This is a genomic window from Bacillus sp. SD088 (assembly GCF_017355205.1).
In the GTDB taxonomy this organism is placed as follows: Bacteria; Bacillota; Bacilli; order Bacillales; family Bacillaceae_C; genus Lederbergia.
This window is the reverse complement of the sequence record NZ_JADIJK010000020.1, coordinates 14,804-29,917: the sequence shown is the minus strand read 5'-3', so window position 1 is coordinate 29,917 and position 15,114 is coordinate 14,804. Positions and strand designations below refer to the sequence as shown.

General features: G+C 38.9%; 11 protein-coding genes. 10 read left to right on the top strand and 1 reads right to left on the bottom strand.

The features are described 5' to 3' along the window. Window positions 1–509 precede the first annotated feature (509 nt). The 8 genes from IPU53_RS16970 (at window position 510) to IPU53_RS16935 (ending at window position 11,022) form a co-directional block, all read left to right on the top strand. A complete protein-coding gene (locus IPU53_RS16970; protein ID WP_207452199.1) occupies window positions 510–1,436 on the top strand; it encodes an ABC transporter permease in 927 nt (308 codons plus the stop codon). Between the two features lie 47 nt (window positions 1,437–1,483). Further along, window positions 1,484–2,467 (top strand): carbohydrate ABC transporter permease, encoded by a 984-nt coding sequence (locus IPU53_RS16965; protein ID WP_242698373.1) that lies wholly within the window; start codon window positions 1,484–1,486, stop codon window positions 2,465–2,467. A 237-nt stretch (window positions 2,468–2,704) separates the two neighbouring features. Beyond that, entirely contained in the window at window positions 2,705–4,153 is a 1,449-nt protein-coding gene (locus tag IPU53_RS16960; protein WP_207452198.1) for an ABC transporter substrate-binding protein, read from the top strand. Window positions 4,154–4,360: 207 nt separating this feature from the next. Continuing rightward, window positions 4,361–6,121, top strand: coding sequence for a sensor histidine kinase (locus tag IPU53_RS16955; protein ID WP_207452197.1), 1,761 nt, complete (start codon window positions 4,361–4,363; stop codon window positions 6,119–6,121). Next, on the top strand, window positions 6,114–7,619 hold the full coding sequence (locus tag IPU53_RS16950; RefSeq protein WP_207452196.1) for a response regulator transcription factor: 1,506 nt from the start codon (window positions 6,114–6,116) through the stop codon (window positions 7,617–7,619). Before IPU53_RS16955 ends, IPU53_RS16950 begins: the two co-directional genes overlap by 8 nt. A 58-nt stretch (window positions 7,620–7,677) precedes the next feature. After that, window positions 7,678–9,081 carry a glycoside hydrolase family 1 protein gene (locus IPU53_RS16945; protein WP_207452195.1) on the top strand — a complete coding sequence of 468 codons (1,404 nt, stop codon included), beginning with the start codon at window positions 7,678–7,680 and terminating at the stop codon, window positions 9,079–9,081. A gap of 81 nt (window positions 9,082–9,162) precedes the next feature. After that, window positions 9,163–10,065 (top strand): ROK family protein, encoded by a 903-nt coding sequence (locus IPU53_RS16940; RefSeq protein WP_207452194.1) that lies wholly within the window; start codon window positions 9,163–9,165, stop codon window positions 10,063–10,065. 84 nt (window positions 10,066–10,149) lie between these two features. Next, entirely contained in the window at window positions 10,150–11,022 is an 873-nt protein-coding gene (locus IPU53_RS16935) for an ROK family protein (RefSeq protein ID WP_207452193.1), read from the top strand. 624 nt (window positions 11,023–11,646) lie between these two features. On the opposite strand, the gene IPU53_RS16930 is transcribed toward IPU53_RS16935, so the two are convergent. Next, entirely contained in the window at window positions 11,647–12,294 is a 648-nt protein-coding gene (locus IPU53_RS16930; protein ID WP_207452192.1) for a YigZ family protein, read from the bottom strand. Between the two features lie 115 nt (window positions 12,295–12,409). Between IPU53_RS16930 and IPU53_RS16925 the strand changes: the two genes are divergently transcribed. Next, window positions 12,410–13,282, top strand: a complete 873-nt coding sequence (locus IPU53_RS16925; RefSeq protein WP_207452191.1) for an AraC family transcriptional regulator — start codon at window positions 12,410–12,412, stop codon at window positions 13,280–13,282. Window positions 13,283–13,384: 102 nt separating this feature from the next. Continuing rightward, window positions 13,385–14,893 (top strand): alpha-glucosidase/alpha-galactosidase, encoded by a 1,509-nt coding sequence (locus tag IPU53_RS16920; RefSeq protein WP_207452190.1) that lies wholly within the window; start codon window positions 13,385–13,387, stop codon window positions 14,891–14,893. Window positions 14,894–15,114: the final 221 nt, after the last annotated feature.

The following is a 15,114-nucleotide window of genomic DNA, read 5'->3' as shown; positions in this document are numbered from 1 at the left end:
ATTGATGTTTTACTTTAAGAGGAAGTTTAAAAAGTCTGGTAAAAATGATACTGCGAGATAAATGGGCTCCCGCTAAAATCGAGGCTGTACAAAGAATCCTCGGAGACGAGCAAAAAAGCTAGGGCATAAATATTTTTACCAAAAAAACGAACAACTAGGGTTCACAAACCCCGCTACGGAAATGTATTTTCCGTCCTTGGAGATTAACGCTCAGCCTCTGCTTTTTCAAACGCAAAGAAAATCGCCCAAAACGGCGACACGCCTGCAGGAATAGCATCAGCTGAAGACCCCGAAGCGAAGTGAGGAGGCTGAAGCAATGCTTGCGGCGGGCGATTTTCAGCCCAACATGGAAGTCAATACACCCTGTACAAATTAAAATGAAAGTCTTTACATGATTATTTAATTTATCTAGTGAATCTCAAATTTCTTAACTACTATTCTACTATAGTAAATTTTATAATAAATACATGAAAGTGGTTTCAGGCCATGGTAAGGGAGGATAGTGCAGAATGAAGTTTTTTAAAGATATTTATAAAAACCGTATATGGCTTTTGATGGTTTTGCCAGGAACCATTTGGTTTCTACTTTTTGCTTATTTGCCAATGGCGGGAAACGTAATCGCCTTTAAAAAGTTCCGAATCGATCCAGGTGGTTTTTTCGCCAGTATTATCAACAGTGAGTGGATTGGTTGGGATAACTTTAAATACCTATTTAGTACAGACAGTGCCTATATTATTACAAGAAATACAATTGGGTATAATCTGATTTTTATTGTGTTAGGGATGGTAACAGCGGTTACCACAGCTATCCTACTCAGTGAATTAGCGAATAAAAAATTAGCGAAGTTTTTCCAAACAGGGATGTTATTTCCACATTTCCTTTCCTGGGTTATAGTGAGTTATTTCGTCTTTACCTTTTTAAGCCCAGATCGTGGTTTATTGAACAACATTTTAGGGTGGTTCAATGTTGATGCTATCGCATGGTATAGTGAACCAAAATATTGGCCGTTCCTCCTTGTGTTTATGAGCATGTGGAAGGGAATTGGATACGGCAGTATTGTGTATCTAGCATCTATTGTTGGGATTGATAAAACCTATTATGAAGCAGCTATGATTGATGGTGCGACAAAATGGCAACAGGTTAAACATGTAACATTGCCAATGCTTAAGCCACTTATTATTATTCTTTTAATTATGGATGTTGGGAAAATTTTCAACTCAGACTTTGGGTTATTCTTCCAGGTACCGAGGGATGCAGGTGCCCTTTATTCCGTGACAAACACCATTGATACCTTTGTATATAGAGGATTGATGTCGCTTGGTGATATTGGAATGAGTACTGCTGCTGGTCTTTACCAATCTGCTGTTGGATTTGTCCTCGTTATGATTACGAACTATATTGTGAGAAAAATTGATGAGGATAGTGCTTTGTTCTAAAGCTTACCCTTTACAGAGAGGAGGAAGGTCGCCCTGCGACTGATATTATGAGTAAAAACAATAATGTTGAGCAATCTTCTCAACCAAAAGGTAACGAAACGCCAAATGGCATTATCAATAAAAAGAGAAAGAAAGCTCGCGATTACCATCAATTTCACCCAGTCACGAATGGCATTATGACAGTACTGCTAGGGATATTTACGATTGCTTGTTTATTCCCATTTGCCTATGTCATTGTCATTTCTTTCACAAGTGAAGAGAGTATCGTGCGAAATGGTTTCCAACTAATACCAGAAACATGGAGTCTAGATGCCTATAAATATTTGTGGCAGACGAAAGACCAATTACTTCAATCCTATTGGATCACGATTGTTGTCACGATTTTAGGGACGATCATCAGTGTGGCGATGATTACCTTCTATTCCTATGCGATTTCTAGACCGCAATTTAAATATCGTAAGTTCTTTACTTTCTTTGCTTTTTTCACGATGCTATTTAGTGGTGGAATGGTTCCAACATATATCGTAGCAACGCAATTTTTGGGCATTAAAAATACGATATGGGCATTGATCTTACCACTCGCGATGAATGCATTTTACATTATTATTATGAGAACCTTCTTTATAAGATCTGTTCCAGAAGCGATTCTGGAATCAGCAAGAATAGATGGAGCAAATGAATGGAGATCGTTTTTCCAAATTGTGTTCCCATTGTCTTTACCAGGGATTGCCACGATTGCTTTATTTAGTACACTTGGATATTGGAATGACTGGTTTAACGCCCTGTTGTATATAGATCAGCCTAATTTAGTTCCTTTGCAATCTCTACTAATGAAAATTGAAGCGAATCTAGAGTTTATGCGGCAGAACATTGACATCAGTTCTCAGCAGTCTAGCTTGTTCAATACGATTCCAGCTGATGCAGCTAAAATGGCTATGGTCGTTATTGCCACATTGCCAATTGCCGTCTCTTATCCATTTTTCCAAAAATACTTTATTAGTGGATTGACAATTGGTGGCGTTAAAGAATAAGGCTATTCAGATTATCGTGTGGAAATAAGAATATATGCGAGAGTCCTGCGGGATGTCGGCTAGTGACGGTTACGTCCTATGACCAACGCCGACACGTCGTAAAGGCCTCGATAGACGTAGCACTAGGAGGCTCATTAAGCCGCCCGCGGAAGGGAGCATATCCCATTTTGCGGCATTCAAAAAAATCCATACTATTTTCTGATTACCCAAGAATAAAATGAAAAGGTGAGTTTTACAATGAAAAAGAAGCTAGTGTTATTGTTAGTTTTGCTTCTAAGCGTAGGAACAGTGCTTGCAGCTTGTGGCTCTTCTAAAAATGAAAGCCGAGGCGGAGAGGGCGAAAAACCATACGAAATTAAATGGTATACGATTGGTACTCCGCAAAAAGATACTGAGAAGGTATTTGAAGAAGTAAACAAATATACGGAAGAAAAGATCAATGCCACTGTTAAATTGACACAAATTGATTGGGGCGACTATGATCAAAAAATGCAAGTAGTCATCTCTTCAGGCGAGCCATTTGACATTGGTTTCACTGAGGGTGGCACATATGTTCAAGATGCCCAAAAAGGGGCTTTCCTTCCACTAGATGATTTACTAGACGAACAAGGAAAAGACTTGAAAGAAATTCTAGAGCCTGCACTTTTGGAAGGGGCTAGAGTAGATGGCGAGCTTTATGGTATACCTTCCAATAAAGAAACCGCTAGACAAAGTGTTTATACATTTAATAAACGCTTAGTGGATAAATATGATTTTGATCTATCGAAAGTAAGAAACTTAGAAGATCTTGAACCAATGTTAAAAGAGATAAAAGAAAATGAGCCAAATGTTACACCGATGGCAACGATTAAAGCTTATCTACCTTTTGACTATATCCTTGGAGAAGAAATGCCGTTTGGCTTTGCTCTTGAAGGTGACCGTGATCATGTTGTGAATCCATTCGAATCTGATATTGCGATGGACACATTTAAAACAATGCATAAATATTTCAAAGCAGGTTATCTTAAATCAGATGCAGCCACCAGTAAAGATAGTTGGCCAATGGATGTAGAAAACTGGTTTGTACGTAAAGAGGATTCGCAGCCATATTCAGATTTGCTTTGGAGCCGTTCTGCAAAATATGAGGTTGTTTCCGTACCAATGGAGGATCCTGTTACGTTCAATAATTCTGTAACTGGAGCGATTCAGGCGATTTCATCTACATCGCAAAACCCTGAAAAAGCGATGGAATTCTTAAACCTATTAAATACTGATCCATATCTTCGTAACCTTGTGGACAAAGGAATTGAAGGGGTTCATTACGAAAAAAATGATGATGGGAAAATTAAAGATCTACCGGCTCGTATCGAAAAATACAATATGCCAACCTACTCATTAGGGAACCACTTTATTTTGGATCTATACGAAAATGATCCTTCCGATAAATGGGATAAATTCAAAGAATTTAATGATTCTGCAGAACCAGCACCAACACTTGGATTCCACTTTAACAGTGATCCAGTAAGAACTGAAATTGCTTCGATTTCCAATGTATCAAAAGAATTTTATCCAGCTTTAGCAACAGGATCTGTTAATCCTGAAGAATATCTGCCTAAGTTTAATCAAAAACTAAAAGCTGCGGGTATCGACAAAGTGTTGGATGAAATTCAAACACAGTTTGAAGAATGGAAAGCCGAGCAAAAATAAAGGAATCTGACCGATAAAAGAATCAAGCTGGATCATCCTCCAGCTTGATTTTTAGCATGTCGAAAACTAGTTTATGAATAATCACTCATAAAACGATCCATTGCCCTAGTTCCAGCTTGCTTTTTTATACATATGTTTTTTACAATTACATAAGCGTTCATTTCTACTTAGATGCGAATCTCATTGATAGACAGGAGATCTGAATACATGGCAATAAAACGTTTAAAGCATCAAGTATTTAAGCGAATTCTTTTAACTTCATCTCTAACCATTATTATAACCGTTATTTTTTTGATCGTTTTAATTACCAATTATTACTCCGATGTGATTGTTCAAAGAGAAATGGATTTAAATATAAGAACATTAGAGAGAGTCGAGGATTACTTTGTTAATAAGGAAGCCGATTGGAATGGGTTGATTCGAAACCTTTATGAAAAAGAGGAAATTATTGATGATCTTTCTGTGGCCCTTCATAATGAATATAATGATTATTTAAAGTATAGATTGGATAAATTCACGGGACAATCTTCTTTTATGCCTAGTAATATGGATACGTATTTTTATGGGTATTTCAGTCAAGATCCTGATGTCAATGCGATTACGTTAGAATCATCTGAATATCCAGAGATTTATTATCTCTTCATTTATAACCATGGTCGCTGGAATCAAAATATGAACCCATCTTCTTCAGATAATCCATTACTTGAAGGGGGCATCCCTGCAAAAACACCAGAGAATACATTTATAAAGACAATCTTGATCAATAATCCAACGACATTAAAAAAAATGGGAGATTTGCGAATTTATTATTCAACCGAGGGCTTACAAAATATTGTTCAAAGAGAAAATGCTGACGTTAAATCTTCCTTTTTCCTAATAGGGAAAGAAGAACAAGTTGTCTATTCAAATAATCAAGGGATTCCAAAGGCAATGGTTCAAAAGCTTTCAGATGAAAGTAATGAAAATGAAGTCAAATGGGGAGATAAAACGTATTTTGTCAATGCGATTACCGATATCGGAGAATTTAGTGCTTATACTGTCACTCCCCAAGAGGAATTGAATAAATTAACGTTTGTACGAGGAACAATGTGGATTTTGATTTTTGCTGTCTTAATCGTTGCACTTAGCCTAACGTATACATTTATGCGGAAGTATTCAGCAAGAATTAAAACGATTGACGCCTCTATTCGAGAAGTGCAAAAAGGCAATTTATCAATTCGTATTCCAGAATCGAAAAACGAGGATGAATTGGCGACGATTGCGTTCAGCTTTAATGCGATGTTAGACGAATTAAATGAATATATCGAGCAGGTCTATGTTCTAAGCTTGAAACAAAATCAGGCAGAATTAAAGGCCTTACAATCGCAAATTAACCCGCATTTTTTATTTAATACGCTTGAGGTTATTCGGATGACAGCAGTTGTAGATGGAGCGAAAACATCAAGTAAAATGATCTACCACCTATCTAGATTATTACGTTATTCGCTTGAATCGAAAGAAATGGTTCCATTACAAGCGGAAGTAGAAAATATTCAACAGTATTTACAGCTTGTTCAGCTACAGCATCCCGATAAATTGACGGTTCATTTGGAGATCCCGAGAGAAATTGAGAAAACACCGGTGCAAAAATTACTGCTCCAACCGATCGTGGAGAACTATATAGTCCATGGTTTTCAAAAGGATCGAAACGACAACCGGCTAGAAATCATCGCAAATCAGGAAAAGAATCATATTCGACTATTGATTAAGGACAATGGAAAAGGGATCCAAGAAGAAAGGTTGAACACAATCCTTGAACATATTAATGATGAAGAAGGTGAGAACTTGCATTCAATTGGTATGAAAAATGTTCATCAGCGCTTAAAATTGAAGCATGGTAAAGAGTATGGCTTAACAGTTGAAAGTAAAGAAAATCAGGGGACGAGTATTACCTTTAATATCCCAGTCGGAGGGGATGACCATGTATAAAGTTTTGTTAGCAGATGATGAACCGCTTATTACGCGAGGATTAGGAGCACTTATTGATTGGGAGGATTATGGTTTCGAGATCATGCATATTTCGGAGGATGGCGAGGAAGCTCTTGCCTATATTCAAGAAAATCCGATTGATCTCTTAGTAACAGATATTATTATGCCAAAACGTACGGGACTGGAGCTGTTTGAGGAAGCAAAGAAAGTACGTCCGCAATTAAAATGTATTGTATTATCAGGCTATGAAGAGTTTGATTATGTGAAAAAAGGCATGGTATTAGGGATTGAAAACTACTTAGTCAAGCCGGTCGATGAAGATGAGCTGTTAAAAACTGTACAGGCAGTAAGTGAAAAGTTAACAGCTGCCCATGAAGAGGCAGAAGCTACTGCCTTCCACACTTTAAAAGATAATACATTATGGCGTTTATTAAATGGTGACATCAATAAGAATGAATGGGAACAAAGATTGTCTTTATATGGAATGAGTAGTTTACGGCCATTTTATAATGTCTCAGCTTTAGAATTTTCCAATGTGGGCAATCGGGAAATATATATAGAATTACGAAAGATAATTGAAAGCCAATTTTCCGCGCATTGCTTGTTGAGCCCTGACCAAGAATTATTAATTATTCTGGATGGAACAGATCCTTCAGATCTTTATCAAATAAATCAGCAGTTAGCTCAATATTTGCATACAAATTGTCCTGAAATGGGTTCCTTCTATTTATCGATGGGAGACCCAGTCGATTCAATGGAAAGGATAGAGGAAAGTTATTTCCAAGCACGAGAATATTCACTTTACCAAATCTGTTTAGAGCCCAATACAGTGATCTCTAGTCAAGTGCATGTGGATCGTCAAACCTTATTAAAGAATCAGCAAACCTATAAAGCAGATCTAGTAAAAAGAATTCTTGATGCTGATGAAAAGGTAGAAGAAGGAATCGGATTATTTTTTCAAACTTTAACGAAGCACACAGAGTTTCTAGCACCAGCTGTTGCAAGAAAATATGCAATTGATTTAATCGCGTATATACACCACTCGATTCAAGATGTGAAACATTATAATCATACAGCCGCTATTGAAAAGTTAGTATATGCAACAAACTTAAAACAGATCAAACATATCTTAATGGATTACTGTCAGGAATTACTATCAGCGATTGATCACCAGCAAGATTCCAGAAGCCCGATCATCCAAAATGTCTTAGATTATATGCATGCTCATTATAATGAGGAATTATCCTTGAAAACATTGAGCCAACGCTTTCATATTAATCCCATTTATCTGGGCCAACTATTCCAAAAGGAAATCGGTGTTGTTTTTTCGGAATACATTAACCATTTTCGGTTAGAGAAGGCAAAGGAATTATTGAAAACTACTCATCTTCGCGCTGGTGAAATTGGCAAGAAGGTTGGCTATTCAGACACCGCTTATTTTTATAAACAATTTAAAAAACATATCGGCACAACACCAACAGAGTGGAGAAATATCTAGGGGCTTACTATATAATGGGAACGGCCGTTTAGTAAAATTGAAGAAAGGATGGAGTACAATGACAAAACAATTTTATCAATTTCCAAAGGATTTTTGGTGGGGGTCTGCTTCCTCTGCAACACAGATGGAAGGGGGCGCTCATGAAGGTGGAAGAGGAGAAAATATTTGGGATCGCTGGTATCAAGAGGAACCAAATCGCTTCTTCAATGGAGTAGGACCAGAGAATACGTCAGATTTCTACCATCAATATAAAGAAGATATTCAATTATTGAAAGAAACGGGACATAATAGTTTCCGTCCGTCGATTTCTTGGTCACGTTTGATTCCAACCGGCGATGGAGAAGTGAATCAAGAGGCTGTTCGCTTTTATCGCGATGTTTTCCAAACAATGCGCGAAAATGGAATTGAGCCGTTCGTCAATTTATATCATTTCGACATGCCGATTGCGATGCAAGAAAAAGGTGGCTGGACTAATCGTGAAGTGGTAGAAGCCTATGTCCGTTATGCAAAGACTTGTTTTGATCAATTTGGCGATCTTGTCACAAAATGGTTTACACATAACGAGCCTGTTGTAACAATAGAAGGCCAGTATTTGTATGGTTTCCATTATCCTGGGGAACTTGATTTCAAAAAAGGTGTACAAGCTGGTTTTCATTCTATTTTAGCTGGGGCAAAAGCGGTACAAGCTTTCCGTGCAGGTGGGCATGAAGGAGAGATTGGTGTGATTTTGAATCTCACTCCATCTTATCCACGCAGTCAACATCCGGAAGATTTGAAGGCTGCTCATATTGCAGATTTGTTCTTCAACCGTTCTTTCCTTGACCCATTTGTAAAAGGTGAATTTCCTGCCGATTTTGTTGAGCTTTTGCGTGAGGAAGGATTTATGCCAGAAGTGATGGATGGTGATTTGGAGATTATTGCCGATAACACCGTAGATCTATTAGGGATTAATTATTACCAACCACGACGCATTAAAGCAAAAGAAAATATGCCAAACTTAAAGGCTCCATTTGTTCCTGAACGGTTTTTTGATTATTTCAATGAAATGCATGGTCGGAAAATCAATAAATATCGTGGCTGGGAAATCTATGAAAAAGGCATTTACGATATTTTAGTGAATGTACGAGAAAATTATGGCAATATCCCCTGCTTTATTTCCGAAAATGGTATGGGTGTGGAAGACGAGGGGCGTTTTGTTGATGAAAACGGCCAAATTCAAGATGATTACCGGATTGACTTTTACAAGAGCCATTTAAAATGGGTTCATAAAGCCCTTGAAGAAGGGACCAATGTCAAAGGCTATCATGTCTGGACCTTTATTGATAACTGGTCATGGCTAAATGCTTATAAAAACCGCTATGGCCTCGTCTCCCTTGACCTTGACAACAACTTCAAACGCACCATCAAAAAAAGCGGCGAATGGTATCGCTCCGTATCTGAACAAGGTGGATTTGAAGATTAAGCAATTCGACAAAACCCGGGCGGTGCCAGGCGCTTTTCGACAAAATTCGGGTAGTGCCGGGCATCAAGAATGAGGTGTAGTATGATGAAGAAGTTTTTAGTTATGGATGTTGGTGGGACGTTTATTAAGGTAGCTGTGATGAAGGAAGACGCAGAAATTTTAGCGGAGGAGAGAGTGGCGACTCCTGCCTCTGGTGATGGAGGCATTTTCCGGGTGATTCGAGAGATTTTCCATCAGCAAAAAGAGCTTTATCCTGATATTGCGGGGGTTGCTTTGAGTATTCCTGGGGCAGTGGAGGTTGAAAGCGGCTATGTTTCCTATGCGGGTTCCGTGATGGATATTATTGGCGTGAAAATGAAAGAGGAGTTAGCTGATCTCGGGGTTCCAATGGAAGTTGAAAATGATGCGAATTGTGCTGCCTTGGCAGAAAAGTGGAAGGGGAATGCACAAGATTGTCATAACTTCCTTTGTGTAACGATTGGAACAGGGATCGGCGGGGCAATTTTTAGCCGAAATGAAATTATCCATGGAGTAGAAGGGATGGCAGGAGAATTCGGCTTAATGATGCTGGATACACATGCAAATATCCCTGAGTTATTAGATCAACGAAACTTCAGTCGCTATTCCTCCACATGGAATATGGTGGACCGATTAAATAAACATTTTGGTGAAGAAAGAACCGGAGAAGAATGGTTTGAATTATATGACCAACAGAACGCTGTGGTGATGGAGATCATTCATTCCTTTTATGATCGGCTTTCCATTGGAATCATCAATTTGATGCATATTTTTGCTCCTGAAAAGATCGTGATTGGCGGAGGCATTAGTAGTCGCCCTGAATTAATTCCTTATGTGAAAAAGCAGATTGCCAAAGTACCGACCGCTATCGCCGCAAAAATGGACATTGAAGAATGTAAGCAAAAGAACAAAGCTGGGTTAATCGGTGCTCTCTATCATTTTCAAAAAATGAATAATGGATTATAATTTGTAGCGGGTTAACTCTTTAACGCTATATTTATGGTAAAATAGGCGTATCATATAAAAATTATTGAGACGGAGTGTTAGCATATGCTTGGAGCTATTGAAGCAGGGGGTACAAAATTTGTTTGTGCAGTGGGGAAAGAGGACGGTACTCTAATTGAACGGATTCAACTTGATACATTGACTCCGGAAAATACCATTCCTCATGTTATTGAGTTTTTTAAAAAACATGAAATTGATGCATTAGGGATTGGATCCTTTGGGCCAATTGATATAGATAAAAAGAGTAAAACATATGGGAATATCACGTCGACTCCGAAACTAAAATGGAGAAATTATCCCTTTCTCCAGGAACTAAAGAACGCTTTGCAAGTACCAATGGAGTTTAATACAGATGTGAATGCAGCTGCTCTAGGGGAAGTGATGCTAGGGGCTGCTCAAGATGTGGATAGCTGTATGTACATAACGGTTGGTACAGGCGTGGGTGTTGGTGCAGTTATACAAGGTGAACTATTGCAAGGACTCTCTCATCCAGAAATGGGCCATATTTTAGTGAGAAGGCATCCGGATGATACATATGAAGGCTTCTGCCCCTATCATGGCGATTGTCTAGAGGGAATGGCAGCAGGACCAGCCATTGAGCAACGCTGGGGCAAAAAGGGAGTCGAACTTCAAGATCAGCAAGAGGTCTGGGAACTAGAAGCTTATTATTTAGCTCAAGCCCTCATGCAATTCATCCTAATCGTCTCACCGAAGAAAATCATCATGGGTGGTGGGGTCATGAAACAAAAGCAATTATTCCCACTCATTCAGAAGAAAGTTCAAGAATTACTAAATGGATATGTCGCTGTTCCGCAAATCTTAGAACATATCGATGAATATATCGTTCCACCTGCACTTGGCGATAACGCCGGCATCACCGGTGCACTCATGCTCGCTAAACGAGCTATTGAAAAATAAACCGAGACTCTGCCATTAGTTAGGTGTTCTTCATTCCCACTGATCGGGGTTATCCTCATTTGGACGATTGCACCCGATAGAAAAGGGATAGAATTTAAAGTTCTATCCCTTTTTTGCTTTGAAATGAGAAAATCATATTGAGGTGGGATGGAGAAACCCATACCTAAGAGGAGAAGCTCATATTTTGGAGAAGAGGCCCATAACTTGGAAAAGAAGCCCATATCTTGAAGGAGAAGCCCATACTTAAGAAGAAAAACCCATAGATGAGATAAAACCCCCATTTATAACTTGAGGAACCCATAGTTGTGCCGAGAACCCCATAAATGAAAAAAAGCCCAATCTTGATCAAGGAAGCCCATATTTTGGAGAAGAAGCCCATATCTCGTAGGAGAAGCTCATATCTTGAAGAAAAACCCCATAGTTGAAGTAAGACCCCCATTTATAACTTGAGAAACCCATTCTTGTGCCGAGAACCACATAACTCATAGAAGACCCCCATTTCTCAGATGAGAACCCAAATCCCGAGCCGAAGCAACTGACTCTAAAGGGAAGAGAACACTATATTTTGATTAGGAAAAGTCATTCAGAAAGCAAAGAACCCCATTCTATAAATGGAGTTCCTCTTTATCGTGGGGGAATATCCGTTTCTAAATAGACTTTTTCCCCTTCCGAAATGTCGACTTGTGCGCTGGTCATATCGGTGATCCAGTCGGTAAATGCCGGGATATCTGCATCTTGCACATAGACGTCTAAGATTACGGAGTCGGTATAGTGAATGTCTTTTAGGGGATAGGTGGAGCCCCGTAATTCATTTTCCAGCTTTCCGAGCCAGGTGTAATCTGCCTTCACATGCATGAGTGTTGTTCGTATTCTTTCAACGACGCCGACTGCGTTTAATCCTTCAGAAGTAGCACCACCATAAGCACGGATAAGGCCACCTGCTCCAAGTTTGATCCCACCGAAATATCTTGTTACAACCACAACGATATCTTTTAATTCTCGCTTTTTTAATACTTCTAGCATCGGGACGCCTGCTGTTCCGCTTGGTTCCCCGTCATCATTCGCTTTTTGAATCTGGTCTTGCTCCCCAATCAGATAGGCGGAACAATTATGGGTTGCACTCCAATGTTGCTTTTTAATTTCTTGAATAAAATTTTGTGCCTCTTCCTCCGTTTCTACTCGGGCAAGATGGGCAATAAATCTTGATTTTTGAATGACGATTTCATGTTCGCCGCGCTGTTTGACTGTAAAATAAGATGGAATTGTTTTCATACGAGCCTCCGAGTTTATGATAAAGTATAATAATAGGATAGTTGAAACGATACTTATTATATTCAATATATCATAGATATCAATGAAAGCCTAAGACTAGGAGGCGATGCTATAGATGACAAGTCTATTTGATCCTAAATTGAGAAAAGGAGATTTTGTGCCAAAAATAAACGCTTATTATTTTAAACAATGGGATGGTTATGAAATGGATTTTCACGCCCATAAAGAAGTGGAAATCATGTATGTAATAGATGGAAGATGCACTGTTGAGCTTGTAAAAGAAGCTTTCTCATTAAAAAAAGGAGACTTTATTTTACTGGATGCGCATGTGCCACATCGTTTAATTGTTGGATCAGGCACTCCGTGTAGAATGCTAAATATTGAGTTTACTTTTAGGCTGAAAATGGACCGCGTACCAAGCGTCCAAGATCTTGTGAGCGAAAATGAGGTATTCTCCCGCTTTTTAAGCTTGAATGAAGGCTACTTGATCCTAAAGGATTCTGCCCAAATCTACTATACGCTTAAAAACATCGTCCTAGAGAGTGATAAAAAACAAGACTTAATGGTTCATCTTCTTTTGACCCAGCTTTTGATACAGCTGGCAAGAATGGCGATAAAAAGTAAAGAAGAGGACCCACAGGCCAATCTTTATATTCATCATGCTTTGGAATATATTCATCAACACTATGACCAAGATATTCAAGTGAAGGATATTGCAGATGCGGTAAATCTCCATCCCGGATATTTACATCGTATTTTTAAAAAATTAGTGCAGAGCTCTCTCATGGAATATGTCAATTCTTTTCGAATGGAAAAGGCGAAAATGTTATTAGCTGATACAGACATTCCGATTATCGAAATTTCCCAATATGTTGGGATGAACAGCAGCCAATATTTTAGCCAGGTGTTTAAAAAGTATACAGGTAAAACCCCTGTTGACTACCGGCGTTCTTCAGTACGCACAATCGAGAAGTGGAATAAAAGTTAGGATTTTAAACATCAAACTTCGTATAAAGTGATGAAGATACAATCATTCAAACATAAAGCTTGTTACACTTTTATTGACAGATATTTTAAAGGGAGTGGTTGAATGTCATTTAAAGTAGCTTTTATTGGAGCGGGGAGTATTGGGTTTACAAGAGGGCTATTGCGCGATTTATTAGCGGTACCAGAATTTCAGGATATTGATATTGCTTTTACCGATATTAATGAACGTAATTTAGAAATGGTCACACAGCTTTGTCAACGCGATATCGATGCAAACGGCTTAAACATCAAAATCAAGCCAACGACTGATCGACGCGAGGCATTTAAGGATGCGAAATACATCTTTTCTGTTGTAAGAATTGGTGGACTTGAAGCTTTCCAAACGGATATCGATATTCCTTTAAAATATGGGATCGATCAATGTGTTGGGGATACATTATGTGCAGGCGGGATTATGTATGGACAGCGAGGCATTGCCGAAATTCTTGATATTTGTAAGGATATTCGTGAAACCGCTGCCGCGGACTGCCTACTGCTTAATTACGCCAATCCAATGGCCATGATGACTTGGGCTTGTAACCATTATGGTGGAGTACGAACGATTGGTCTCTGTCATGGTGTCCAAGGTGGGCACTCACAGATTGCTGAGGCTTTTGGTTTCCCGAAAAAAGAAGTAGACATTATTTGTGCAGGAATAAACCACCAAACTTGGTATATCAGTATCAAACATAAAGGCAAGGATTTAACAGGGAAATTATTGGAAGCCTTTGAACAACATCCTGATTTTAAAAATACGGAAAAAGTCCGAATTGATATGTTACGTCGATTTGGTTATTATAGCACGGAATCAAATGGTCATTTAAGTGAGTATGTCCCATGGTATCGCAAACGTCCAGAGGAGATTCAAGAGTGGATTGACTTAGGTTCTTGGATTAACGGGGAGACAGGCGGTTACTTACGTGTCTGCACAGAAGGAAGAAATTGGTTTGAAACAGACTTCCCGAACTGGTTAAAAGAAAAACCAATGGAGTACACCCAAGAAAATCGCAGTGAAGAGCATGGGTCTTATATTATTGAAGGTCTTGAGACAGGACGGGTGTATAGAGGGCATTTTAATGTTGTGAATAATGGAGTGATTGCCAATCTACCAGATGATGCAATTATTGAAGCACCGGGATATGTCGATCGAAATGGCATCAATATGCCGCAAGTCGGCGATTTACCATTAGGTTGTGCGGCTGTTTGTAATGTAAGCATTTCGGTGCAAAGATTGGCGGTAGAAGCTGCGGTTCATGGGGATGATGCTCTTCTTTGTCAAGCGATGATGATGGACCCTCTTACGGGAGCAGTTTGTAATCCGCAGGAAATTTGGCAAATGGTCGATGAAATGCTAGTAGCTCAAGAAAAATGGTTGCCACAATATAAAGAGGCGATTGCAAACGCGAAGCACCGCCTTGCTACAGAGGAATTACTACCCACCAATCCAGACTACAAGGGTGCAGCTCGGATCAAAGTCAAGTCGGTAGAGGAAATGGCACAAGACCGAGAAGCAGCAAATAAAAATGCAGGGGAAGCAGATAAAGCGAAGGAACGTCCAGCAGCCTCGAAATAAAATGAGAGAAACCAGCCCGATTCGCAAGAGGATTGGGCTGGTTTTCTCTTTCTAGTTCTCTATTTGTTATGTCTTAATGGATTAAAAATCTACAAAATTTGCTATCTTTATTTGAATCAAGAACAATGGACAAGTTTTGACATATTCTGAATGAAAACTCATACAATATTCTAAAATAGATCTACTTTCGAAGTGAAAGCAATCTCTCTCACAGTTAGGCA

Excerpts from the sequence above, each read along its gene's own strand:
- IPU53_RS16950 (WP_207452196.1), top strand. The coding sequence starts at position 6,114 with ATGTATAAAGTTTTGTTAGCAGATGATGAACCGCTTATTACGCGAGGA.
- IPU53_RS16935 (WP_207452193.1), top strand. The coding sequence starts at position 10,150 with ATGCTTGGAGCTATTGAAGCAGGGGGTACAAAATTTGTTTGTGCAGTG.
- IPU53_RS16925 (WP_207452191.1), top strand. The coding sequence starts at position 12,410 with ATGACAAGTCTATTTGATCCTAAATTGAGAAAAGGAGATTTTGTGCCA.
- IPU53_RS16960 (WP_207452198.1), top strand. The coding sequence starts at position 2,705 with ATGAAAAAGAAGCTAGTGTTATTGTTAGTTTTGCTTCTAAGCGTAGGA.
- IPU53_RS16930 (WP_207452192.1), bottom strand. The coding sequence starts at position 12,294 with ATGAAAACAATTCCATCTTATTTTACAGTCAAACAGCGCGGCGAACAT.
- IPU53_RS16940 (WP_207452194.1), top strand. The coding sequence starts at position 9,163 with ATGATGAAGAAGTTTTTAGTTATGGATGTTGGTGGGACGTTTATTAAG.
- IPU53_RS16920 (WP_207452190.1), top strand. The coding sequence starts at position 13,385 with ATGTCATTTAAAGTAGCTTTTATTGGAGCGGGGAGTATTGGGTTTACA.
- IPU53_RS16945 (WP_207452195.1), top strand. The coding sequence starts at position 7,678 with ATGACAAAACAATTTTATCAATTTCCAAAGGATTTTTGGTGGGGGTCT.
- IPU53_RS16965 (WP_242698373.1), top strand. The coding sequence starts at position 1,484 with ATGAGTAAAAACAATAATGTTGAGCAATCTTCTCAACCAAAAGGTAAC.
- IPU53_RS16955 (WP_207452197.1), top strand. The coding sequence starts at position 4,361 with ATGGCAATAAAACGTTTAAAGCATCAAGTATTTAAGCGAATTCTTTTA.
- IPU53_RS16970 (WP_207452199.1), top strand. The coding sequence starts at position 510 with ATGAAGTTTTTTAAAGATATTTATAAAAACCGTATATGGCTTTTGATG.